The 25217-nt window shown below is 57.0% G+C and carries 17 protein-coding genes, 1 rRNA gene and 1 riboswitch; of the genes, 9 read left to right on the top strand and 9 right to left on the bottom strand.

Going from position 1 to position 25217, the window contains the following annotated elements:
* The first annotated feature begins 51 nt into the window (after window positions 1–51).
* The 5 genes from rrf (at window position 52) to aceK (ending at window position 6267) form a co-directional block, all read left to right on the top strand.
* Window positions 52–167 (top strand): 5S ribosomal RNA (rrf, locus tag IV493_RS16760).
* 179 nt (window positions 168–346) lie between these two features.
* Window positions 347–1276: a homoserine O-succinyltransferase gene (metA, locus tag IV493_RS16755; protein WP_013359748.1), complete on the top strand. Its 930-nt coding sequence runs from the start codon at window positions 347–349 to the stop codon at window positions 1274–1276.
* 262 nt (window positions 1277–1538) lie between these two features.
* On the top strand, window positions 1539–3137 hold the full coding sequence (aceB, locus tag IV493_RS16750) for a malate synthase A (protein ID WP_195857472.1): 1599 nt from the start codon (window positions 1539–1541) through the stop codon (window positions 3135–3137).
* A gap of 17 nt (window positions 3138–3154) precedes the next feature.
* Complete coding sequence (gene aceA, locus IV493_RS16745; RefSeq protein WP_013359750.1) at window positions 3155–4456, top strand: isocitrate lyase; 1302 nt, start codon at window positions 3155–3157, stop codon at window positions 4454–4456.
* A gap of 62 nt (window positions 4457–4518) precedes the next feature.
* Window positions 4519–6267 (top strand): bifunctional isocitrate dehydrogenase kinase/phosphatase, encoded by a 1749-nt coding sequence (gene aceK, locus IV493_RS16740; RefSeq protein WP_147789994.1) that lies wholly within the window; start codon window positions 4519–4521, stop codon window positions 6265–6267.
* On the opposite strand, the gene iclR is transcribed toward aceK, so the two are convergent.
* Complete coding sequence (gene iclR, locus IV493_RS16735; RefSeq protein ID WP_033784456.1) at window positions 6242–7069, bottom strand: glyoxylate bypass operon transcriptional repressor IclR; 828 nt, start codon at window positions 7067–7069, stop codon at window positions 6242–6244. The genes aceK and iclR overlap by 26 nt on opposite strands.
* Window positions 7070–7311: 242 nt before the next feature.
* On the opposite strand from iclR, the gene metH reads away from it, so the two are divergent.
* Complete coding sequence (metH, locus tag IV493_RS16730) at window positions 7312–10947, top strand: methionine synthase (protein WP_370584682.1); 3636 nt, start codon at window positions 7312–7314, stop codon at window positions 10945–10947.
* A 433-nt stretch (window positions 10948–11380) separates the two neighbouring features.
* On the opposite strand, the gene IV493_RS16725 is transcribed toward metH, so the two are convergent.
* From IV493_RS16725 to pgi, 5 genes are all read right to left on the bottom strand, one after another.
* On the bottom strand, window positions 11381–13471 hold the full coding sequence (locus IV493_RS16725; RefSeq protein WP_013359754.1) for a YjbH domain-containing protein: 2091 nt from the start codon (window positions 13469–13471) through the stop codon (window positions 11381–11383).
* Window positions 13471–14214: a capsule biosynthesis GfcC family protein gene (locus IV493_RS16720; protein WP_095706371.1), complete on the bottom strand. Its 744-nt coding sequence runs from the start codon at window positions 14212–14214 to the stop codon at window positions 13471–13473. The genes IV493_RS16725 and IV493_RS16720 overlap by 1 nt, the downstream gene beginning before the upstream one ends.
* Window positions 14211–14858 (bottom strand): YjbF family lipoprotein, encoded by a 648-nt coding sequence (locus tag IV493_RS16715; protein ID WP_013359756.1) that lies wholly within the window; start codon window positions 14856–14858, stop codon window positions 14211–14213. The genes IV493_RS16720 and IV493_RS16715 overlap by 4 nt, the downstream gene beginning before the upstream one ends.
* Before the next feature lie 196 nt (window positions 14859–15054).
* A complete protein-coding gene (gene yjbE / locus IV493_RS16710) occupies window positions 15055–15312 on the bottom strand; it encodes an exopolysaccharide production protein YjbE (protein ID WP_013359757.1) in 258 nt (85 codons plus the stop codon).
* Window positions 15313–15878: 566 nt separating this feature from the next.
* Window positions 15879–17525 carry a glucose-6-phosphate isomerase gene (pgi, locus tag IV493_RS16705; protein WP_033784459.1) on the bottom strand — a complete coding sequence of 549 codons (1647 nt, stop codon included), beginning with the start codon at window positions 17523–17525 and terminating at the stop codon, window positions 15879–15881.
* Window positions 17526–17916: 391 nt separating this feature from the next.
* A riboswitch (Lysine riboswitch) is annotated at window positions 17917–18109 on the top strand.
* 113 nt (window positions 18110–18222) lie between these two features.
* Between pgi and lysC the strand changes: the two genes are divergently transcribed.
* The 3 genes from lysC (at window position 18223) to panS (ending at window position 21609) form a co-directional block, all read left to right on the top strand.
* Window positions 18223–19575: a lysine-sensitive aspartokinase 3 gene (lysC, locus tag IV493_RS16700; protein WP_033734867.1), complete on the top strand. Its 1353-nt coding sequence runs from the start codon at window positions 18223–18225 to the stop codon at window positions 19573–19575.
* Window positions 19576–19815: 240 nt separating this feature from the next.
* Entirely contained in the window at window positions 19816–20508 is a 693-nt protein-coding gene (gene aqpZ / locus IV493_RS16695; RefSeq protein WP_013359761.1) for an aquaporin Z, read from the top strand.
* 183 nt (window positions 20509–20691) lie between these two features.
* Window positions 20692–21609 carry a ketopantoate/pantoate/pantothenate transporter PanS gene (panS, locus tag IV493_RS16690; protein WP_195857471.1) on the top strand — a complete coding sequence of 306 codons (918 nt, stop codon included), beginning with the start codon at window positions 20692–20694 and terminating at the stop codon, window positions 21607–21609.
* 86 nt (window positions 21610–21695) lie between these two features.
* Here panS and IV493_RS16685 read toward each other — a convergent pair whose 3' ends face one another.
* From IV493_RS16685 to IV493_RS16675, 3 genes are all read right to left on the bottom strand, one after another.
* Entirely contained in the window at window positions 21696–23321 is a 1626-nt protein-coding gene (locus IV493_RS16685) for a Na/Pi cotransporter family protein (RefSeq protein ID WP_013359762.1), read from the bottom strand.
* A 110-nt stretch (window positions 23322–23431) separates the two neighbouring features.
* Window positions 23432–24424 carry an ABC transporter ATP-binding protein gene (locus IV493_RS16680; protein ID WP_033734868.1) on the bottom strand — a complete coding sequence of 331 codons (993 nt, stop codon included), beginning with the start codon at window positions 24422–24424 and terminating at the stop codon, window positions 23432–23434.
* A gap of 2 nt (window positions 24425–24426) precedes the next feature.
* Window positions 24427–25212 (bottom strand): ABC transporter permease, encoded by a 786-nt coding sequence (locus tag IV493_RS16675; RefSeq protein WP_013359764.1) that lies wholly within the window; start codon window positions 25210–25212, stop codon window positions 24427–24429.
* Window positions 25213–25217: the final 5 nt, after the last annotated feature.

Here is a 25217-nt window from a genome sequence, read left to right as displayed (position 1 = left end):
GTTACCGGATATTCTGCGCGGCCCCCTGTGGCGGCGCGGAGACAGAATTTGCCTGGCGGCTTTAGCGCGGTGGTCCCACCTGACCCCATGCCGAACTCAGAAGTGAAACGCCGTAGCGCCGATGGTAGTGTGGGGTCTCCCCATGCGAGAGTAGGGAACTGCCAGGCATCAAATAAGTGAAGAAGCCCCGCACGCGAGTGCGGGGCTTTTTTACGTCTGTTGTTTGCCACTTTAAGCTGAAACATTTTCATTTTCTGCATGAAACCTCGACATCTTACAACGATCAGGCTAATGTTGGGCATCCAGATGTCTAAACGTTTATATGGTTGCGAGAGGTGAGCAGGCTATGCCAATCAGGGTTCCCGACGAATTACCGGCAGTGAATTTTTTGCGTGACGAAAATGTCTTTGTCATGACATCGTCGCGCGCCAGTGTTCAGGAGATCCGACCGCTTAAAGTGCTCATACTGAATCTGATGCCGAAAAAGATCGAAACGGAGAATCAGTTTCTGCGTCTGCTTTCCAACTCGCCCTTGCAGATCGATATTCAGCTGCTGCGCATCGACAGCCGCGAGTCACGTAATACGCCCACTGAGCACCTCAACAATTTCTACTGCAATTTTGAAGATATCCAGCACGACAACTACGATGGCTTAATCGTGACAGGTGCACCACTGGGACTGGTTGATTTTAATGATGTCGCCTACTGGCCCCAGATTCAGCGCGTACTGCACTGGGCCAATGAGCATGTCACCTCCACCCTGTTTGTCTGCTGGGCCGTGCAGGCTGCGCTTAATATTCTGTATGGCATTCCCAAGCAAACCCGGCATAACAAGCTGTCTGGCGTCTATGAGCACCAGATTCTGCATCCCCATGCGTTACTGACCCGGGGTTTTGATGATAATTTCCTTGCGCCACACTCACGCTATGCTGATTTTCCTACTCAGCTGATAACGGATTACACCGATCTTGAGCTGTTTGCTGAATCGGAACAAACCGGCGCCTATCTGATGGCGAGTAAAGACAAACGTCTGGTGTTTGTTACCGGTCACCCGGAGTATGATGCGCTGACGTTGTCGGGTGAGTATCATCGCGATTATGAAGCGGGAGTCAGCCCGGAAGTTCCGTATAACTACTTCCCGCAGGATAATCCGGCTCTGCCACCGCGCGCCACCTGGCGAAGTCACGGCAATCTGCTGTTCTCGAACTGGCTCAACTACTATGTTTACCAGATCACTCCGTTCGATCTGCGCCGCATGAATCCAACGCTGGAATAGTCCCACCTGACGATCAACTGAACCGTGTTAGCCAAAGGCAACACGGTTTTTTTTCGTCTGTAAAACGCTAATGAAATCCGTTCCTTTAATAAAAATAACTTTAATTGCATGTAAAACATCGGGATAGAATAATTTATATACAAAAATGGAAATAGTTTTTGATTTAGAAAAATAAATGCTTATGCTCTGATCCTGTCGCTCACAAAACGAACACCGTGTGGATCCGCTGCATTCGATCCTTTGAATACAGGAGAAAACCAGCATGACAGACTCAGTGATCAGCCATATCCTCTCTTTCAGCCAGCCCTTTAACCATGCCGAACAGCAGTTATTAACCCTCGAGGCCGTCTCTTTTCTGGAGGCGCTGGTTGCGCGCTTTGCACCGCAACGCGACGTGCTGTTATCAGATCGCCAGCAGCGTCAGCAGCAATATGACCAGGGCTATCTGCCAGACTTCGATATGGAAACCGCTTCCATAAGAGCCAGCGAATGGCGTATTCAATCCATTCCGGCAGACTTAGAAGATCGTCGGGTCGAGATCACGGGGCCACCCGAGCGAAAAATGGTGATTAATGCCCTGAACGCAAACGCAAAAGTTTTTATGGCCGACTTTGAGGATTCGCTGTCACCGGAGTGGTCAAAACAGATTGACGGGCAGCTGACACTGCGCGAAGCGGTGCAGGGCACCCTGAGTTACACCAGCGACACGGGCAAAATTTATCAGCTCGGCGCTAATCCAGCGGTGCTGATGTGCCGGGTTCGCGGCCTGCATCTGTCAGAAAAACATGTCAGCTGGCAGGGTGAGGCGATTCCGGGCGGGCTGTTTGATTTCGCACTCTATTTCTTCCACAACGTCCGGCCTTTGCTGGCTAAGGGCAGCGGACCTTACTTCTATCTGCCTAAGACCGAGAGCTGGCAGGAGATCGCATGGTGGCGTGAGATCTTCAGCTTCAGCGAGGATCAGTTCGATCTGCCGCGCGGCACGATCAAAGCAACAGTGCTGATTGAAACCTTACCCGCCGTGTTTCAGATGGATGAGATCCTGTGGAATCTGCGCGATCACATCGTTGGACTCAACTGTGGCCGCTGGGATTACATCTTCAGCTACATCAAAACCCTGAAACAGCATCCGGATCGCGTCCTGCCGGATCGCCAGTCCGTCACCATGTCTCAGCCGTTTCTGGATGCTTACTCGCGTCTGCTGATTAAAACCTGTCATCGCCGGGGAGCATTCGCGATGGGCGGTATGTCAGCGCTGATCCCCGCTAAAGATCCGACGCGCAATGCCTGGGTGCTGCAGCGCGTGACGGAAGATAAACAACGGGAGGCGGGCAACGGGCATGACGGCACATGGATTGCGCATCCGGGCCTGGCAGATACCGCTATGGCGGTCTTCGATGCTGCGCTGGACGACCGGCCGAATCAGCTGCATGTCATGCGTGAAGAAGATGCCCCGATCACGGCGGAGCAATTACTCGCACCCTGTCAGGGTGAGCGCACCGAAGCGGGGATGCGCGCCAACATCCGCGTCGCCCTGCAATACCTTGAAGCCTGGATCAGCGGTAACGGCTGTGTGCCGATTGACGGGCTGATGGAGGATGCCGCTACCGCTGAGATTGCACGCACCTCAATCTGGCAATGGATTCGTCACCAGCAAATGCTGAACAGTGGCCAGCGGGTCACGGCCGAACTGTTTCTGCGCTGGCTGAACGAAGAGCTGCATCTGCTGCAAAACGCGCTGGGTGAAGCCCGCTTTAGTGCCGGTCGCTATGATGACGCGGCGCAGCTGATGGCGCAGATCACCACCGAGCGCGAGCTGGTTTCCTTTCTTACCCTGCCAGGCTACCGCCTGATCCCCTGAACAGAGGAGCTATTGCCATGACACGTACTCAACAGATCGATCAACTGGAACAACTCTGGCAGACCGCACGCTGGGAGGGCATTACCCGACCTTATAGCGCCGCAGAGGTCGTCAATCTGCGCGGCTCGGTCCTGCCCGCCTGTACGCTGGCAGAGCGCGGTGCGGAGAAGTTATGGGCGCTGCTGAACGGCGAAGCGAAGAAAGGGTATATCAACAGTCTGGGGGCGCTCAGCGGCGGGCAGGCACTGCAGCAGGCCAAAGCGGGCATTGAAGCAATTTACCTTTCTGGCTGGCAGGTGGCTGCGGATGCCAACGTAGCGGGGCAGATGTATCCCGATCAGTCGCTTTACCCGGTGAACTCGGTGCCGGAAGTGGTGACGCGCATCAATCAGACCTTTCAGCGCGCCGATCAGATTCAGTGGTCCAGCGGTATCGAAAAGGGTGACAGCCGATACACCGATTTCTTTCTGCCGATTGTCGCTGATGCGGAAGCCGGTTTTGGCGGCGTACTCAATGCGTATGAGCTGATGAAGGCGATGATTCAGGCGGGCGCGGCTGCGGTTCACTTCGAAGATCAGCTGGCGGCGGTAAAAAAATGCGGTCACATGGGCGGCAAAGTGCTGGTACCGACTCAGGAAGCGATTCAGAAACTGGTGGCGGCGCGGCTGGCTGCGGATGTCATGGGCGTGCCAACGGTACTGCTGGCCCGCACCGATGCCGACGCCGCGGACCTGATTACCTCAGACTGCGATGAATACGATCGTCCCTTTATCCGTGGCGACCGGACGGCAGAAGGCTTCTTCCGCACACACGCTGGCATTGAACAGGCGATCAGTCGCGGGCTGGCTTATGCCCCTTATGCTGACATCCTGTGGTGTGAAACCTCAACGCCGGATCTGGCGATGGCGCAGCGCTTTGCCGATGCCATCCATGCGCGCTTCCCCGGCAAACTGTTGGCCTACAACTGCTCGCCATCGTTCAACTGGAAGAAGAACCTCGACGACCGCACCATCGCGAAGTTCCAGCAGGCGCTCAGCGACATGGGCTATCGCTTCCAGTTCATCACGCTGGCGGGCATCCACAGCATGTGGTTCAACATGTTCGATCTGGCGCATGCCTATGCCCAGGGCGAAGGCATGCGTCACTACGTGGAAAAGGTGCAGCAGCCTGAGTTCGCCGCCCGCGATCGCGGTTACAGCTTCTCGTCACATCAGCAGGAAGTGGGCACCGGCTATTTCGATCAGGTGACCAACATCATTCAGGGCGGTAAGTCTTCGGTCACCGCGCTCACCGGTTCGACCGAAGAGCATCAGTTCTGACGCTTCTCCTATGACGGATTCCCCGCCCGCACCACGCGGGCGGGCATTGACCGGAGCTGACTATGCCGCCACGTGAATCCCTGATCGCCCACACTATCCTGCAGGGTTTTGATGCTCAGTATGGCCGTTTTCTGGATATTACCGCCGGGGCGCAGCAGCGGTTCGAGCAGGCAGAATGGCAGGCAGTGCAGCATGCGATGAAGGCCCGCATTCATCTCTATGATCATCACGTCAGTCTTGTCGCCGATCAACTGCGGGTGCTGAATGGCGCGGCCAGCTGGGATGAGATTTTCTGGCTGCGGGTCAAGGAACACTATCAAAGCCTGCTGCCCGGCTATCCCCGGCATGAAATTGCTGAAAGCTTCTTTAACTCGGTTTACTGCCGGTTGCATGGACATACCGACCTGCAGCCGGACCGGCTGTTTATTTTCAGCTCTCAGGCCCAGACTGCGCCGGTGACACCTTTGCGACCGTTGTCGCGCCATTATCAGCCGGAGCGGGGCTGGCAGGCATTGGTGGATCAGGTGCTGGGAGATTTACCGCTGACGCTGCCCTGGCAGCACCGCGCGCGTGATGTCGGGTGGATTGTCCGCCATCTGGCGTCGCATTTCCCCCGGCTTGATCAGGGCTGGCTGGAGGTCAACAGTGAACTCTTCTATCGCAACAAAACCGCCTGGCTGGTGGCGCGCCTGCAGCTGCCGGAAGGCATTTTTCCCTGTCTGCTGCCGATCCAGCGCACGGAAGCTGGCGAACTGTGGATCGACACCTGCCTGACTGATGTGAATGACGCCAGCATTGTGTTTGGTTTTGCCCGTGCCTATTTCATGGTGTATGCCCCGGTGCCTGCAGCGCTGGTCGCCTGGCTGCAACCGATTCTGCCCGGTAAAACCCTGGCGGAGCGCTATATGGCGATTGGCTGTCAGAAGCACGGTAAAACTGAAAGCTATCGTGAATATCTTCAGGCGCTGGCAGAGAGTGACACCGCTTTTGAGATCGCGCCTGGCGTGCGCGGCATGGTGATGCTGGTCTTCACGCTGCCGGGCTTTGACTGGGTGTTCAAGGTAATAAAGGATCGCTTCGCACCGCAAAAAGAGGTGACGGAAGCGCAGGTCCGCGCCTGTTATCAGCAGGTCAAAGAGCACGATCGCGTGGGACGGATGGCGGATACGCAGGCGTTCGAGCAGTTTGCGCTGCCACTGTCGCGTATCTCACCGGCGCTGCTGGCGGAACTTCACGCCTGCGTGGCAGAGAAGCTGCATATCGAAGGCGATCGCCTGGTCATCCGTCACCTGTGGCTGGAGCGTCGTATGCAGCCGCTTAATCTCTATCTGGCTCAGGCCAGCGACGCTGAGCGACGACACGCCATTGAGGAGTATGGTAATGCCATTAAACAGCTGGCAGCCGCCAACATCTTTCCTGGCGACATGCTGTTTAAAAACTTCGGCATAACCCGCCATGGGCGCGTGATTTTCTACGACTACGATGAGATCCGCCCGATGCAGGAGCTGAATTTTCGCGAGGTGCCCGCGGCGCGCTATGAGGAGGATGAACTCAGCGCCGAACCGTGGTACAGCGTCGGGCCGGACGATGTCTTCCCGGAAACCTTCCGCTATGCGTTATGCAGTGAAGCCGCGACCGGTGCCTTGCTGCTGCAACTGCATCCCGAGATATTCGACGCCCGCTGGTGGCGCGCGCAGCAGCAACGCCTCGCCCTGGGTCATGTGGAGGAGGTGATCGCCTGGCGGCAGACGCAGCGTTTCAGCGTCTGCTATGCGGCGGAGACGGTCAACGGCCGCTATACGCCAGCGTAACCTGACGCGCTTCGCGGATGACCAGCGCACCTAATTCCGTAATCCGATCGTCTGTCATGCGCGCGATGGGGCCGGAAATCGAAAGAGCGGCAAACGCCTCGCCATGTTCATCATAAATGGGCGCGGCGACACAGCGCAGTCCGAGCGCATGCTCTTCATCATCCAGCGAAAAACCCGCTTTGCGCACCTGCGCCAGATTCTCTTTCAGACTCTGTGGCGACATCAGGGTTTTCGGCGTGTAGTAATGCAATCCTTTCTGATGCAGCAGGGCGGTGACCTGCTCATCACCCAGATGGGCCAGAAAGGCTTTGCCTGCGCCTGACGCGTGCATCGGCAGTTTGCCGCCAATCGGCGCAGACATCCTCATCAGCTGGGTGCACTGTACCTGATCAATGATCACCGCCTGGTGGTCGCTGAGATCCAGCACCGCCAGATTCACCGTCTCACCGGACTGCTCCATCAGGCTGCGCAGCACCGGGTGGACCAGCGCCAGCAGATTCCGGCTTTGCAGGAAACTGCTGCCGACCACAAAGGCGTGTGCGCCAATTGTCCACAGCCCGAGATCGCCCACCTGACGGACAAAGCCCTGCTGTTGCATGGTGCTGAGCAGGCGATGCGTGGTGGAGTTAGGCAGGCCCGCCTGCTGTGCCAGCTCGGTCAGCGCCACGCTGCCATGTGAATCCGCAATCAGCTCCAGCAGCGTCAGGCCGCGCGTCAGCGATTGAACCTGACCGCCCGCCGGTGCGGCGACAGGGGTGCCGCGGGGTTTCTTACCGCGCTTAACAGGAACGGGCGTTGCCATCGTTGTCTCTCCTTTTGCATTGTGGAAATCATTTTCGTTTTAATCACACCGTTTGCAAACGCTGGTTTTCTGGTCAGACCTGTATGGCCATGGATGGAACCTGTCGCAGAAGAGGTTACTTTGTCGCCAGACAGGCTTGTGCCAGAATGAAAAACAGGGTTTTCCGCCAGCAGACTGACGTGAATGGGGCAACAGTGAGCACTAAAATCGACGCGCTACATCAGCAGCTCGCACAACGCATTATGGTGTTGGATGGCGGCATGGGCACCATGATCCAGAGCTACCGACTGGCGGAAGAGGATTATCGCGGCAGCCGTTTTGCTGACTGGCCCTGCGATCTCAAAGGCAACAACGATCTGCTGGTGCTGAGCAAACCGTCGGTGATCCGCGAGATCCACGACGCTTATCTGGCTGCCGGTGCAGATATCCTCGAAACCAACACCTTCAACGCCACGTCGATTGCGATGGCAGATTACCAGATGGAAAGCTTGTCGGCGGAGATCAATTTCGAAGCAGCCCGGCTGGCGCGCGCCTGCGCCGATGCGTGGACGGCGAAAACGCCGGATCGTCCGCGTTACGTTGCGGGTGTGCTCGGCCCGACTAACCGCACCTGCTCGATCTCACCCGACGTCAACGATCCTGCTTATCGCAACGTCACCTTTAATCAGCTGATGGAAGCCTACCGTGAATCGACCCGTGCGCTGGTGGAGGGCGGTGCTGACCTCATCATGATCGAAACGGTGTTCGATACGCTGAATGCCAAAGCGGCTGTCTATGCGGTGAAGACCGAGATGGACGCGCTGGGTGTGAAACTGCCGCTGATGATCTCCGGCACCATCACCGATGCGTCCGGCCGGACGCTCTCCGGCCAGACCACCGAAGCGTTTTACAACTCGTTGCGTCATGCCGAACCGCTCTCTTTTGGCCTGAACTGCGCGCTGGGGCCGGATGAGCTGCGTCAGTATGTGGCGGAGCTGTCGCGCATCGCCGAGGGCTACGTCACTGCCCATCCCAACGCCGGACTGCCGAACGCCTTTGGCGAATACGATCTCGATGCAGAACTGATGGCGGAGCAGATTGGTGAATGGGCCACCTCGGGCTTCCTGAACATTATTGGCGGCTGCTGTGGCACTACGCCGCAACATATTGCGGCCATGGTCGCGGCGGTTGACGGCATCGCGCCGCGCAGGTTGCCGGTGATTCCGGTGGCCTGTCGCCTCTCCGGTCTGGAGCCGCTGAACGTCACCGCAGAGTCGCTGTTTGTTAACGTCGGTGAGCGCACCAACGTCACCGGCTCAGCAAAATTTAAGCGGCTGATCAAAGAAGAGAAGTACAACGACGCGCTGGAAGTGGCACTGCAGCAGGTGCAGAGCGGCGCGCAGATCATCGACATCAACATGGATGAAGGAATGCTCGACGCCGAAGCGGCGATGGTGCGGTTTCTGAATCTGATTGCGGGCGAACCGGATATTGCCCGCGTGCCGATTATGATCGACTCCTCGAAATGGGCGGTGATTGAGAAAGGGCTGCAGTGCATTCAGGGCAAAGGGATTGTGAACTCGATTTCGATGAAAGAGGGGGAAGCGGCCTTTATCCATCATGCGCGCCAGGTCCGGCGTTACGGCGCGGCGATGGTGGTCATGGCGTTTGACGAAGTGGGCCAGGCAGATACCCGCGCCCGTAAAATCGAAATCTGTCGTCGCGCTTACCGGATTCTGACCGAACAGGTCGGCTTCCCGCCGGAAGATATCATTTTCGATCCCAACATCTTTGCGGTCGCCACCGGCATCGACGAGCACAACAACTACGCCATGGATTTCATCGGTGCCTGTGAAGACATCAAGCGTGAACTGCCCCATGCGCTGATCTCCGGCGGCGTCTCAAACGTGTCGTTTTCCTTCCGTGGCAACGACCCGGTGCGTGAAGCGATACATGCGGTGTTTCTCTACTATGCTATCCGTAACGGCATGGATATGGGCATCGTCAACGCAGGCCAGCTGGCCATCTATGACGATCTACCGGCAGAACTGCGCGAGGCGGTGGAGGATGTGATCCTCAACCGACGGGATGATGGCACTGAGCGGCTGCTGGCGCTGGCGGAAAAATACCGTGGCGGCAAAAGTGATGGTGCGCAGGACAAGCAACTCGCCGAGTGGCGCAGCTGGGACGTGGTGAAGCGGCTGGAATATTCGCTGGTCAAAGGCATCACGGAGTTCATCGAGCAGGATACCGAAGAGGCGCGTCAGCAGGTGCCACGCCCGATAGAGGTGATTGAAGGGCCGCTGATGTCCGGGATGAACGTGGTCGGCGACCTGTTCGGCGAAGGCAAAATGTTCCTGCCACAGGTGGTGAAATCGGCGCGCGTGATGAAGCAGGCGGTAGCGTATCTGGAGCCGTTTATCGAAGCCAGCAAAGAGGCGGGGCGCAGCAACGGTAAAATCGTGCTGGCCACGGTTAAAGGCGACGTGCATGACATCGGCAAGAATATCGTCGGCGTGGTGCTGCAGTGTAATAACTACGAAATTATCGACCTTGGCGTGATGGTGCCGGGCGAGAAAATCCTCAAAACGGCGCGTGAAGTGAAGGCGGACATCATCGGCTTGTCTGGCCTGATTACGCCGTCGCTGGATGAGATGGTCAATATGGCGAAAGAGATGGAGCGGCAGGGCTTTACCTTACCGCTGCTGATTGGCGGCGCGACCACCTCGAAGGCGCATACTGCCGTCAAAATTGAACAGCACTACAGCGGCCCGACGGTCTATGTGCAGAACGCCTCACGCACCGTCGGCGTGGTGTCGTCGCTGCTCTCCGCCACGCTGAAAGACGACTTCGTTGCCCGAACGCGCAAAGAGTACGAAACCGTTCGCATCCAGCATGCGCGTAAAAAGCCACGCACGCCGCCGGTCCCGCTGCAGGCGGCGCGCCACAACGCCACCTCAATTGACTGGGAAAGCTACACGCCGCCGGTACCGCATCGCGCTGGTGTCAGTCAGGTGGAGGCCAGCATTGCGACGCTACGCAACTACATCGACTGGACGCCGTTCTTTATGACCTGGTCGCTGGCGGGTAAATATCCCCGCATTCTTGAAGATGAGGTGGTGGGTGAAGAAGCGCAGCGTCTGTTTGCCGATGCCAGTGCGATGCTCGACAGATTAAGTGAGGAGTCGCTGCTGAAGCCGCGTGGCGTGGTCGGTATTTTCCCGGCTAACCGGGTTGGCGATGATATCCATGTTTACCGCGATGAGCGACGCGATGAAATTTTGTGTGTGAGTCATCACTTACGTCAGCAGACCGAGAAAACCGACTTCGCCAACTACTGCCTGGCGGATTTCGTTGCCCCGAAGTCAGCGGGAAAAGTGGATTACCTTGGCGCGTTCGCGGTGACCGGCGGACTGGAAGAGGATGCGCTGGCGGAGGCCTATGATCGTCAGCACGATGACTACAACAAGATCATGGTCAAAGCGCTGGCGGACCGTCTGGCGGAAGCCTTTGCTGAATACCTGCACGAGCGGGTGCGTAAGGTGATCTGGGGCTTTGCGCCCAACGAAAACCTCAGCAATGAAGAGCTGATTCGCGAAAATTATCAGGGGATACGTCCGGCGCCAGGCTATCCGGCCTGCCCGGATCACACTGAAAAAGCTGCCATCTGGCGTCTGCTGGCGGTTGAAGAGCAGACCGGCATGAAACTGACCGAATCCTTTGCCATGTGGCCGGGTGCGGCGGTGTCCGGCTGGTATTTCAGCCATCCTGACAGCCGCTATTTCGCCGTGGCGCAGATTAAGCGTGATCAGGTGGAAGATTATGCGACACGCAAAGGGATGTCGGTGAGTGAGGTGGAGCGTTGGCTGGCACCCAATCTCGGCTACGATGCGGACTAAATAAAAAAAGCGGCCTGAGGGCCGCCTGAAGGGAGATCAGCCGCACCGTACTGGTCAGCTGTAATATCGAGCCAGCACAGGAAACACGGTCAGATCGGAAAGGCGCTAAAGCTAGTCCCTGGCCGCTCGGCCCGCGCCGTCCCTGGCGCGGGACGCTTTCCTCTTCTGCCCGTGTTCCCTGCGCATCAGGCTTCTTCATTGCTGAGAGTCACCCTGACCGGGCCTGTCAGCCAACTCATGCATACAGGTGACTTCCTGAAACGCGTGCCAAAGTCAAAGCGATGGGAGCATACGCCAGGAGTAAAGCATCGCGGGCCACAGATGGCCCGCGCTGAGCATGCCACGGATGGCGTTTTTGCGTCTTTACGCAGGGCGTTTGCTCCCTGAGCCTGCTTCTGTAAACAGCGTTGAGCGGCCCGGAGGCCGCCTCTGCTTAGTTGAAGCGAGCGTCGCGATCCGACGTCAGATCATACAGCTGGTACTTACGACCCAGCATCTGACCGCCATCACGCGTCAGCGGCACCCAGTTCACCTGCGCGCGACCGCGTGTTGGCGTCACGGTGAACAGATCCATCGGGATAGAGATATAGAAGCCTTTGGTGAAGTCGCCTTCGCCATACTCTTCAGACGACACGTTGGTTTTGGTGGCATAAACACCGACCATCACGCCGCTGTCGAAGCGCTTCGACACATCGACCGTCACGCCTTTATCTTTTGCCAGATACTGACCGACGCTGGTTTTCACCAGCACATCCTGCATGAACCACGGACGCCAGTAACCGGTCAGGTTGCCCGTTGACGCTTTGTAGCGGTTAAACTGCATCATATTGTCCCAGTCACGCTGACGGACGTAGTTGGCATCGACGCCCACCGCCCAGTTCGCATCGACCGGACGATAAAGCAACTCGCCGCCCACGCCGCCGTACATCGTCTCCAGATAGCCGCCGTAGACCTGACCATAGAAGCCGTTACCGAGGTGGCCCATATAGTTCGCCTGCAGATCGTTGACGTAGACGTTGTTCTCAACGTAGTCGCGGATATGGGTACGCACGCGCGGCAGCGAAGAGTCCGCCGGTGCGCCGTTGTAGTTGAACTTATCGTAGTTGTTGGCGAGGTTACCAAACAGACTGCCGCCCACCAGCAGGTGATCCGTCAGCCAGTAATCCGCGCTGGCCATCACGCCAACCTGATACATGTAGAAGCTTTCGGGGCCGCCCACCGACTGATTCAGCACTGGTGACAGGCTGTAGTTCAGGCGATCCTGGCGGATGAACATCCCCTGCTCGGTATTACCCGGATCGACCGGTTCTTTGCGGGTCTGTTGCAGCGGCTGTTCGTGGCCGAGCGGGTAGCCTTCCAGATCGTTACGCAGACTGGCAACTTTCGTTTCAGTGGTCACCTGCGGCATGTTAAAGCGCGACTCGGTCACATTGATGGTGTCGATGCCGTCCGGCAAGTGGTTCATGATGATGCGGTTAGCGCGATCCACCCCTTCACGGGTATCACGATACTTCGTCTGCTCGCCTGACACATACAACGTGTGGCCCTGAGTCTGAATCCGCGGACCATCAAGACCAGCGTTGTATTTCAGATCGGTCAGCTGAGTCCCGACTACCGTCGGTTCCAGCAACTGAGGCTGCGGCTGCGGATTGTAGGCCGGCTTCTCGCTGTCGATGTGCGCCTGACGCAGATCGTTGAAGTTGGTACGGATGGTGACACCAAACATAAAGGTGTTGCCGCGCTCGTAGCTGGCGTTGATGTCAGCCCAGTCGGTCACACGATAAATCGCGCCGACATTGAGCTTGCTGCGCTGATCAAGGCGGCCAGCAAAGTCATTCTGGTAGTCGTTGCCCTCATACTCCATCTTGAGACGCAGCGGCTGCCAGGGCGTCTGATACTCCACGCCGCCGAAAAATGCTGTCGGACCGTGGAACATCTGCGAGCCATTGATGGAACCCGCTTCGCCCACCCGTGGACGCTGGCAATAGCTGTCGCTATAGGAGCAGAACGGGTTCTTCACAGTGCCGCTGTTGCCGAGATAGCCCCAGCCGAGGCCCAGGGTGAAGTCGAACGGTCCCCAGGCTTTGGTTCCCACCACATATTCACTGTCAAACAGGCCGGTACCGCCGAGATCGCGGGTTCCCACCGCCACTTCCGGCAGCCAGAAGCCTTCCTGCCACAGACGCAGTTTCAGGTCGAAGGCTTTATCCTTATAGCTCTGCGTGCCGCTGAATTCTGACACTGCACTGTACTGCCGGGTGCGCACGTCGGTATAACGCACGGTCGTCTCCAGCCAGGGGAAGAGCTGCAGTGACGCAGAGTAATAGCGGTACTGATCGTTGTCGCGCGCATTGAGGCTGAACTCGCCTTCTTTGGCCATGCGCGCCGTCGGCACCTGCATCAGGCCCACACCACCGAAATCAGATTGTGACGGGCCCACCGGCGCGGGGAAGGTGTCGGCCTGCGCCTGACAGGCTGCCGCCACGGAAACAGCCAACAGGCTGAAGAGATAACGTTTTTTCATCAGTCTGGTATCCGGTGAGTCAGTACGGAAAGAATGCGATCGTTCAGATCTTCATAGCTGCCTGGCAGGCTCCATGAGGAAAAGCCGAGCCAGATAACGCTGCCTGGCTCCACTTCCGCGTGGCGATGATTCCAGTAAGCAACCGGCACCTGCTGTGTGGCGCCGGAAGGCGCAATCACCGTGACAAAATTGCGTTCTGCGCCGGAGAGTGACGGGTGTCCCTCCAGATAGTCGCGTACTGATTTACCCGGCTGCCAGCTCACTTTGCCTGCGCCGCTTAGTGCGCCGAGCAGCAGCACTGAATCGGATGGCGTCTGCAGCCAGAGGTCATAGCTGCCTTCAAGTCGACGGTTGTCCGCCGGATGGAGACGGATCCAGTCCGGGTCAAGCGGGGTGAACTGACGACCTGTCACGTTGATGGCGCTCATCTGGCGGATGACCTCATCAATAGCCGCCGCCCGATCGCCGCTGCTGTCAGCACGCCAGGCACGTAAAGCACCCAGCGTCTGTTGATATTGCTGCTGTGCGACTGCGCTGGCACCGCGCTCGGCAATAACGGTACGGCGCCAGTCCGTGTTGGCCTGCAGCGGAGGCAGTGTCGCCAACTGTGAGAGATCCGCGATCTGGCTCAGCTCAGCCTGACCGCCGTTGTGCGGTGCATGAACGATAACCTGCGCAGTCGCCTGCGCTTCTGCGGCGCTGAGCAGGCTCAGCCCGGCCAGCAAAATAGTGATTTTTTTCATGATTTCGCCGGCTTCAGAATAGTGATATCGACAGGGAAGGCATCGGCCGCCAGCATCTGATGGGCCTGCACCACATCACCGCTGCTGTTGTCGATCCAGAAGGTGTTTTCCCACTCGCGGTTACTGCTGTCGATGCTTACCTGCTCATGCCAGACACGGCACGGGATACGGTTGCCCGCCACGGTCAGCACTTCGTCGGTGCCGCGCTGGAAGGTGGAACGCACGGTCGCGCCGCGAACCTTGCCCTGCTCGGTCCACTGCACGATGCGGGTCCAGCCTGCGCCATTGCTGATATGCAGGCTGTCAGCAAGCGGATCCTGTTGCAGATTGCTGACGCTCAGCAGGTTATCCGGTAAGCCCAGGGTTTTAACCAGGCGGCCGTGCTGTGTCACCAGCATCGCCTGATCCTGCGTCACCCATTTCTGCTGCCCCTTCTCGCTGTAGCCCAGCACCACAAAAATGCGCGGACCGTCATTCAGACGAGCATAGAGACTGGCATAGGGAAGATTGTTGACCTGTTGATCGGTGACGGTCACGTCATCCGGACCGTTAACCGCGAGCAGCAGGGTCTGTTCAAGACCTTTTTGCGTTTGTGTACAGGCCTGCAGCAGCAGGCAAGCGAGCAGCAGAGGAAGTCGGCGCACTGTGTGTCCCTGATAAGTCATGCCAAAGTAAAAAATAACCACACAGGCGTGTGGTTATGTTTAAAGGTGCTCTGCCCGTCACGGCTGGCTGCAGAGATACAGGTTACAAGGCTCAGCGTCATCACTTAACGAAGTCAGTGATTCAGCCTCGGCCCGTTTGCTGCACATCAGCAATCAGACGGGAGTCGGGCATCCATTAACGAGTGGTGCTCGTCGTGGTCGTGGTTGTTGTACCGGTATTTGCGCCGTCACCACCGCCAGAAGCAGCAATGCCGAGCCCGACCAGCGCGCCAAGTGCGCCGATACCCACAGCCGTGGACGTGCCAGCAGAGATTGCTCCCGCCTGCGCGCCAGCTGCAGTACCTGCTTCACCTGCTTCCTGCGGCGCAGCAAATGCGCTGGAAGAAGCGGCAACGAGGATCAGGGCTGCACCGGCAACCATAGTTTTTTTCATAACAACGTTTCCTGCATTGAGTGAATGAAGGATCTCTGACCGGCGACAAGGGCTATACAGACAGGCTGCAACCAGAGCGACGGACAGTCCCATTGCGGGCGCGTTCATTATAGGGCAACAAAATATCAGAGTTCAGTGCCATAAAAACCAGGGCAAATAGCGGGGTGATTGCGTGATTTAATCAGCTGGATTGGGGATAACTACTTTTTAAATCGGAGTTTTTCTGGTTGATACCCTATATTTCGCTACGGGTGAGGTAATTGCAAAGCGGAATGTTCTTTTTTAGTTATATCTGGTACGGAATAAGAATAATCAGAATTTACTCAGAAGAGCTCAAATTAAATATGACTATAAATCAATAGTTAACCCTGCGTGCCGCCTGTTTTCAGATCCATTTTATACTGGACGCCACTCTGTTTTATCACCAGATGTTCAGAATTATCTTAGGGTATTTTAAGACTTTTCCCGCGCTGGCGTGAATGACAGAATCGATAATCAGGTCATCCGGATGGAAAAAGAGACAAAAAAAGGGCGGCAACGTTGCCGCCCGATGAAATTAACGCCGATTAACGCCAGGATTTATAGCGGTTAATTAAGGCATTAGTGGAACTGTCATGAGAGGTAATTTCGTCCTCATTTTCCAGTTCCGGCAGAATACGGTTCGCCAGCTGCTTACCTAATTCCACACCCCACTGATCAAAGGTGAAGATATTCAGGATGGCACCCTGCGTGAAGATTTTGTGCTCGTACAGCGCAATCAGCGCGCCCAGGCTGTACGGCGTAATCTCACGCAGCAGGATGGAGTTAGTCGGGCGATTACCTTCAAACACCTTGAACGGCACAATGTGGGCCACAGATTCTGCAGATTTGCCGGCATCGGTAAACTCTTTCTCCACGACGTCGCGTGACTTACCAAACGCCAGCGCTTCGGTCTGGGCAAAGAAGTTAGAGAGCAGTTTTGGATGGTGGTCCGCCAGCGCGTTATGAGTAATAGCCGGCGCAATAAAGTCACACGGAACCAGTTTAGTACCCTGATGGATCAGCTGATAAAACGCATGCTGACCGTTAGTGCCGGGTTCGCCCCAGATAATAGGGCCCGTCTGGTAGTCCACCGGGTGACCGTCGCGATCCACATACTTGCCGTTTGACTCCATATTTCCCTGCTGGAAATAGGCGGCAAAGCGGTGCATGTACTGGTCGTAAGGCAGAATCGCTTCGGTTTCGGCACCAAAGAAATTGTTGTACCAGATACCAATCAGCGCCAGCAGCACCGGCAGGTTCTGTTCAGCCGGGGTGGAGGCGAAGTGCTGGTCCATGGCATGTGCGCCGCTCAGCAGCTGCTCGAAGTTATCGAAACCAATCGAGAGAATGATCGACAGGCCGATCGCTGACCACAGTGAATAGCGGCCGCCAACCCAGTCCCAGAATTCAAACATGTTATTGGTGTCGATACCGAATTCACCCACTGCTTTGGCATTGGTCGACAGTGCAGCAAAGTGTTTCGCTACATGCTGCTGATCGTCTGCGGTTTTCAGGAACCAGTCACGCGCGCTGTGGGCGTTGGTCATAGTTTCCTGAGTCGTGAAGGTCTTGGATGCAACCAGGAACAGGGTGGTTTCCGGGCTGAGATCTTTCAGCGTTTCGGCGATGTGAGTGCCGTCAACGTTGGAGACAAAATGCATATTCAGATGATTTTTGTACGGGCGCAGCGCTTCCGTCACCATAAACGGGCCAAGGTCGGAGCCGCCGATACCGATGTTCACTACGTCGGTGATCGCTTTACCGGTATAGCCTTTCCATTCGCCGCTGATGATGCGCTCTGAGAAGCCTTTCATCTTGTCCAGCACCGCGTTGACCTCTGGCATCACATCTTTGCCATCCACCAGAATCGGCGTGTTACTCCGGTTACGCAGTGCGACGTGCAGCACCGCACGATCTTCGGTACGGTTAATCTTCTCACCCGAGAACATAGACTTAATGGCACCGCTGAGATCGGTCTCTTTGGCCAGCGCCTGTAACTTATCTAGGGTTTCCTGGGTGATGCGGTTTTTGGAGAAATCCACCAGCATCTGATCATCAAAGGTGGCAGAGAATTTGGCAAAACGATCGGCATCCTGAGCGAACAGATCGGCAATTTCTACCGATTTCATCTGCTCAAAATGCTGTTGCAGCGCTTTCCAGGCTGCGGTTTGTGTCGGATTGATATTTTTCATGGCAACACTCTTGTTGATATTAAGAACCGTCATTCCATCGGAGGCACATCATGCCCGTTTAGCGTTTCAGTATGACCACACTTGTAACTGAAAGGAAAAATTTTGTCAGCGTACGCCGCGCAGGTGAGGTGAACGCTGCGATCTGACGTCAGCATTCACTGGCGCGAACAGCCTGCGGATGGCAGCAGTATCACGCGCTAAAGTGTGACGCGAAAGTCTGCGCAAAACGTTGTGCCGTGTCAGGGATTGTTGCAGGGGCTGAACCCATTAAGCACTGTAGTCGCTGCGGCGCAGGGTCATTTGTTTTCTGATGCGGCTCTCCGGCCATCGCTGACATTGACAGCAGGTCCAGAAAAGGCTAGATCTATGCGCCTACTTGCGCACCTGTGTGCAAGCCAGAAGAGGCGCGTCGCCCAGGCAGTGTGTTGGAGGAACCGTATCCGGTGAAAACACATCATGGGGAGCGACGCCGAGGTGGGTCAGCACGCGGTGTGTTGCCTGTCGGCTACAGGGGCTGAATCCTCTGGGTTGTCACCAGAAACGTCTGCAGTCGACGTTTTGCAAGGTGGGGCGCTTCTGGGTGACTCGTCTATCCGATCTTGTCCGCCCGTTTCTGCTCTTTCCTTGTGCCTGGCTGAAAGCATGTTTCTCGACCCTTTCATCGGCGAGAACAAGATAACCTGACACGAGGTCCTACATGTCTCAAACTCTGATAGTGGCAAAATTTGGCGGCACCAGCGTAGCCGATTTTGAAGCGATGAACCGCAGCGCCGATGTGGTGTTGCAGGACGCCAGCACGCGTCTGGTGGTGCTCTCTGCCTCGGCAGGCATTACCAATCTTCTGGTTGCGCTGGCTGAAGGCCAGCAGGCACCCCAGCGCGCTGCTCTGCTTGATGATATCCGCCGTATCCAGTACGCCATCGTCGATCGCCTGCAGCGTCCGGACGTGATCCGCGATGAAATCGATCGGATGATCGACAATATCAGCATGCTCTCAGAAGCGGCGTCACTCGCCACCTCAAATGCCCTGACCGATGAACTGGTCAGCCACGGCGAGCTGATGTCTTCACTGCTGTTTGTTGAAATTCTGCGTGAACGTCAGGTGAATGCAGAGTGGTTTGATGTTCGTAAAGTGATGCGCACCGACGATCATTTTGGCCGCGCAGTCCCGGATGTTCAGGTGCTGGCGGAGCAGGCGACGGCACAGTTGCAGCCGCGCATTGAGCAGGCGCTGGTGATTACCCAGGGCTTCATCGGCAGTGAAAGCGAAGGGCGTACCACCACTTTAGGGCGTGGCGGCAGTGATTACACCGCCGCGCTGCTGGGCGAAGCGCTGAATGCGGCGCGAGTCGATATCTGGACGGATGTGCCAGGTATCTATACCACCGATCCACGCGTGGTGCCGACGGCGAAGCGTATTGATGAAATCACCTTCGAAGAAGCCGCTGAGATGGCGACGTTTGGTGCCAAAGTATTGCATCCGGCGACGCTGCTGCCCGCCGTGCGCCGGGGTATTCCGGTCTTCGTCGGTTCCAGCAAGGATCCGGCCGCAGGCGGTACCCGCGTCTGCAACGAAACCCGCAATCCGCCGCTGTTCCGGGCGCTGGCGTTACGTCGTAAGCAGACGCTGTTAACGCTGCACAGCCTTAACATGCTGCATACGTTTGGTTTCCTCGCCGAACTGTTTAACATTCTGGCGCGTCATAACGTCTCCGTTGACCTGATCACCACCTCCGAAGTGAGCGTGGCGCTGACGCTGGACACCACCGGATCGACCTCAACCAGCGCCAGTCTGCTGACGCAGGCGCTGCTGACTGAACTCTCGTCGCTGTGCCGGGTAGAAGTGGAGGAAGATCTGGCGCTGGTGGCGATTATCGGCAATGAGCTGTCAAAAGCCTGCGGTGTCGGCAAAGAGGTGTTTGGTGTGCTCGACCCGTTCAACCTGCGGATGATTTGCTATGGGGCCAGCAGCTACAATCTCTGCTTCCTGGTGCCGGGCAACGACGCGGAAAGCGTAGTCCGTACGCTGCACCGCAATCTGTTCGAGTAAATTTATCTGCTGTTCAGGCCGCGTCTGCGCGGCCTGAACAGCGGCAAAAAAACTTCACTTCGTTCTGATCCTCCGCTGGTTTCCTTCTTTCAGATAATTAAATTAATCCAACGACTTATTGCCCACTATTGCCAAATGGCAACCCCTTTCTTTGCGCATTTCGTGTACCGGCGTTGCGCTCCCTTTCCTCAGATTTATAATCCCGCCGCTGAATCAATTCACCCAAATTTAGGAAATATCATGAAAAGGTTAGTCGCAGAGGCGCTGGGGACTTTTGTACTGGTCGCAGGCGGTTGTGGTAGTGCCGTACTGTCAGCGGCGTTCCCGGAACTGGGCATTGGCTTCATGGGCGTCGCGCTGGCTTTCGGTCTGAGTGTACTGGTCATGGCGTATGCAGTTGGTCATATCTCAGGCGGTCATTTTAATCCGGCGGTCACTCTGGGATTAGTGGCAGGCGGACGTTTCTCCGCCTCGCAGGCCATTCCTTACATCATCGCGCAACTGGTAGGCGGCATTGCTGCTGGCGCGGTGCTTTATCTGATCGCCAGCGGTAAAGGCGACTTCAGCGCAGCGGCCAGCGGCTTTGCGGCGAACGGCTACGGCGAACACTCGCCGGGCGGCTTCAGTTTGCAGGCAGGCATGATCACTGAGGTCGTGATGACGGCTATCTTCCTGATTGTGATCATGGGCGCGACCAGCGAACGCGCGCCAAAAGGCTTTGCGCCGATCGCGATTGGGCTGGCGTTAACCCTAATCCACCTGATCAGCATTCCGGTGACTAACACTTCTGTTAACCCGGCACGCAGCACCGCAGCAGCCCTCTTCCAGGGCGACTGGGCGATCGCTCAGCTGTGGATGTTCTGGTTGATGCCGATTATCGGCGCCGTGATTGGTGGTTTGATCTACCGCGGTTTAGAGGATAAAGCAGCGTAATTTCGTCGATATTCAGCGGATCGGCAGCAGTCGATCCGCATTTTCCTGCCTCGCCCCATCTTCGCCTTACGCCATGATAATGAAATGTTATGATCCCGGCCTCGTCACGACAGTCGTTCCTGCATGATGACGCTCTATGGCAAATCTGCACTAAACATAACATTCTTATAAGGAAGTCTGGCTATGCTCGCCACGTTAACCCGCCTGTTCCCGCTCTGGGCCGTGCTGCTGTCTGTCGCCGCTTATTACTCTCCAGGTACCTTTCTCGGCATCGGACCCTGGGTCACTTATCTGCTGATGCTGATTATGTTCGGCATGGGCGTGACCCTGAATATCGACGATTTCAAACGGGTGCTGACCCGGCCTGCGCCGGTGATTGCCGGCACTTTTCTGCACTATCTGGTGATGCCGTTAGCTGCCTGGGGGCTGGCAAAACTGTTTCATATGCCGCCCGATCTGGCCGCCGGCATGATTCTGGTCGGCTCAGTTGCCAGCGGCACCGCCAGCAACGTGATGATCTATCTGGCGAAAGGCGATGTGGCGCTGTCGGTAACCATTTCTTCCGTCTCTGCGCTGGTGGGCGTGTTCGCTACGCCGCTGTTAACCCGCTTTTATGTGGATACCCACATTCAGGTTGATGTGGTGGGCATGCTGCTGAGCATCGTGAAGATCGTCGTGATCCCGATTAGTCTTGGACTGATCATTCATCACAGCATGAACAGCGTGGTTCGCCGGGTGGAGCCGTGGCTGCCTGCGTTTTCGATGGCCTGCATTCTGCTGATCATCAGCGCGGTAGTGGCGGGCAGTCAGGGCTTTATCGGGTCGGTGGGTCTGATGGTGATCGCGGCGGTGATCCTGCATAACGCGATTGGTCTGCTTGGCGGCTACTGGGGCGGCAAACTGTTTGGCTTTGATGAGTCAACCTGCCGTACGCTGGCGCTGGAGGTCGGCATGCAGAACTCCGGTCTGGCGGCGACGCTGGGCAAACTCTACTTCTCGCCGCTGGCGGCATTGCCGGGCGCACTCTTCTCGGTGTGGCACAACCTGTCAGGTTCGTTGCTGGCGGGTTACTGGTCCGGAAAGCCGATTAAGAAGAAGTAACCGTGGCGGCGCATTATTGCGATGCGCCGCTTCTCACTGCTGTTGCGCCGGACGAGTGCTCCGGCGTAACTGTCTGTTCACACCCCTTATTCATAATCCCGTTCATCGTCGGGCTGGTCCAGCACGGTATAGGCCACGCTGCAGAACAGCGAATTCAGGCGCTTCATGTCGCCGAGTAAACCGAGGTGCAGCGAGCTGGTTTCAATGCTCTGCACATTCTGCTGATGCAGGCGATCAACGTGGGCGTGAGAGTAGCGACGAATCATCAGGCGGAAGCGATGTTTCGCGCGGCGCAGACGTCTGGCGCTGGTGACATCGTGCGACAGAAACACCGACAGGCTCATTCTGAGGTTGGCGATCAACAGTTCCTGCAACTCCTGCAGCTCCTTTAATCCCTCGGCAGAAAACGCGCGGCCCGCTGCCAGCGACTTGTCAGCGACATCGCCGCTCATCCGCTCAATAATGTCACCGGCCTGCTCCAGATTCAGCGACATCTCAATAATTTCGCCCCAGCGGCGCGAATCCTCTTCGGGCAAATCCTCTTTGGGCATCCGCGCCAGATAGAGTTTGATGGCGGTATAAAGCACATCGACATCATCATCCAGCCGACGCACCGTGCGCTCCTCGCGGGACTCACCATGCACGACTTTATTAAACGCCTCCAGCATCTGTTCCAGCACGTCACCCATGCGCAGCGCTTCACGGGCGGCATTCACCAGCGCCAGCGCCGGGGTGTCCAGCGCGCTGCGATCGAGATGCTTTGGCTTAAGCTGCAGCGCGTTGTCGACGTCGTCAGCAATGAGTCGACGGCAAAGGCGCGCCATCAGGTCCGCAAACGGCACCATCGCCACGCAGCGGATCAGGTTGTAAAACACATGGAAGAAAATCACTAACTCTTCATCGTTGACCGGCAGCTTATCGAGCCAGGTCGCCACAATATCGACAAACGGCAGGATCAGGACGCAGCCAATGAACTTGAACAGCAGGCTGCCGAGCGCAACGCGCTTACCGGCGGCATTCGAGCCGCTGGCGTTGATCATCGCCAGCAGGCCGCTACCGAGATTGGCACCAATCACCAGACAGAGCGCGACCTTGAACGAAATCACGCCGGTGGCAGTCAGTGTCGCGGTGATCAGCACCGCGGCCAGACTGGAGTAACTGATAATGGCAAACACTGCGCCCAGCAGCGCATCAAGCATCACGTCGCCGGTCAGGCTGGAGAAGAGTACCTGCACGCCCGCGGCCTGAGTAATCGGACGCGCCGCTTCGACAATCAGCTGCAGCGCCAGCAATATCAGGCCCAGGCCGATACTGGCACGGCCTAACTGACCGGCGCGGGTCTGCTTGCGGCTGAGGAAGAACACCACACCAAAGAAGATAAACAGCGGTGAGAGCCAGGAGAGGTCAAAGGTCAGGATGCGCGCCATGATGGCGGTACCAACATCCGCGCCCAGGATCACCACCAGCGCAGGCGTCAGGCTGACCAGATTCTGTGCCACAAACGAGGTGACCAGCAACGTCGTGGCATTGCTGCTCTGTACCAGCGTAGTCACGCCGAGACCCGCCAGAAACGCCATCGGTTTTTTTTCTATACTGCGGCTCAGCACGCGGCGCAGATCGGCACCGTAAACCCGCATGATGCCGGTTCGCACGATATGTGTGCCCCAGACCAGCAGGGCCACTGCAGAAAGCAGATTAAGCAGAGTTAACACGGGGTATCGCTCCTCGTTTGTCAGGCTTCAAACAGCACAGACTGCCAGCCTGACAGCAAGAGCAATCTGTGAAGGGGATTGCCGTGCTATGCGTGATTTTTTCCTGTGTTTTAAGCCACCTGGCGCAAAGTCGACAGCTCTAATTGTAGACCAATCTGCCTGCCAGCGGGGTGCAAATCCGCCGCTGATCGGTTCAGCACATCGACCGAAAGCTCCACGTCATGCGCCCGGATACGGTAGCGGATGACGTTACCCAGCAGACTGTGGCTGAGGATTTCTGCAGGAATCCCCTGGCCCGGCGCGGTAAACAGCATCGACTCCGGGCGAATGGCGACCTGGCTGTGGAAAGGCTGGCCGGTCAGCCGCGTCGCCTGCTCGGCACTCAGCAAGTTGTAGTTGCCGATAAATCCGGCAGCAAAGAGATCGACCGGCTGGGTATAGAGCGCTTCGGCATCGCCGTTCTGCACAATTTTGCCCCGGTTCATCAGCACAATGCGGTCGGAGAGCGTCAGCGCCTCCTCCTGATCGTGGGTGACGAAGAGGGTGGTGAGATTCAGCTCGCGCTGAATGCGCCGGATTTGATCGCGCAGATGGCGACGGATGCGCGCATCCAGCGCCGACAGCGGCTCATCCAGCAGCAGCAGACGCGGACGCGTCACCAGCGAACGCGCCAGCGCCACGCGCTGACACTGGCCGCCTGACAGCTGATGCGGATAACGACGCGCATAGTCACTGAGTTCCACCAGTTCCAGCACCTCCAGCACCCGCTGGCGGATCTGTGCCTCGGGCAGCTTCTGCATCTTCAGGCCAAACGCGACGTTCTTCTCCACCGTCATGTTGGGAAACAGCGCATAGCTCTGGAACACCATGCCAATGGCGCGTTTCTGCGGGGCCAGCGGCACGATATCCTTGCCCTCCAGCCTGATTTCACCGCTGTCGACGCCGGTTAATCCCGCCAGACAGCGCAGCAGCGTCGATTTGCCGCAGCCGCTGGGGCCGAGCAGGGTGACAAACTCTCCTTCGGCGGCGCTGAAATCGATCTGCTCAAAAATCGGCGTCGGTCCATAAGACTTGTTCAGCTCTCTGACCTCAAGGTAACTCATATTCAGCCTCGTTCAGGATTCAGGGCATTGGCCAGCCAGGTGACCAGCAACACCACAAAGAAGTAGGAGATCACCAGCGCGCTGGTGAAGTGACCGCTGCCGTTACGCATGTTGAAGAGGTAAACCTGCAGGGTTTCATAGCGGTTGCCGACCAGCAGGTTAGCGAAGACAAACTCACCAATCAGAAAGGAGAACGAGAGCAGCACGGCGATCAGCATCCCTTTACGCAGGTTAGGCAGCACCACCCACAGCGCCGCCTGCCAGGTGCTGGCACCCAGCAGCTGTGCAGCATCAATCAGCTCTTTAAGGTTGATCGCCTGCATATTGTTCGCCAGCGCCCGATAGATAAAGGGCAGTGCGATAGTGAAGTAGCAGCCGATTAAGATCCACGGCGTGCCGGTGAGCATCAGCGGTGACGAAGAGTAGAGCTGGAGTAATCCCACAGATGACACCACCGGCGGCACGGCAAAAGGCATCAGGATCAGGATGTTCATCACCGCATCCAGTCGGGGAAAGTAGTAAGCGATTACAAACATGGCAGGCAGCACCAGCACCAGAGAGAAGAGCAGCGCACCGAAGCAAATCAGCAGCGAATGGCCCAGCGCTGTCAGAAAACGTGAATCGCTCCAGAGCTGAATGAACCACTTCAGGCTATATCCCTGCGGCAGAATGGTATTGCTCCAGTCGGACGAAATCGCATAGAGCAGCGTCGCCAGCAACGGCAGCGCCAGCAGAGTAAAGAGTAACCCGACCATGATCCGGTGATAGAGATGCTCAGCACGTGACATGACGG

The organism is Pantoea sp. SM3640 (genome assembly GCF_015654165.1).
Taxonomy (GTDB): domain Bacteria; phylum Pseudomonadota; class Gammaproteobacteria; order Enterobacterales; family Enterobacteriaceae; genus Pantoea; species Pantoea vagans.
Note: the sequence above shows the minus strand (reverse complement) of the source record. Positions and strands in the feature narration are given on the sequence as shown.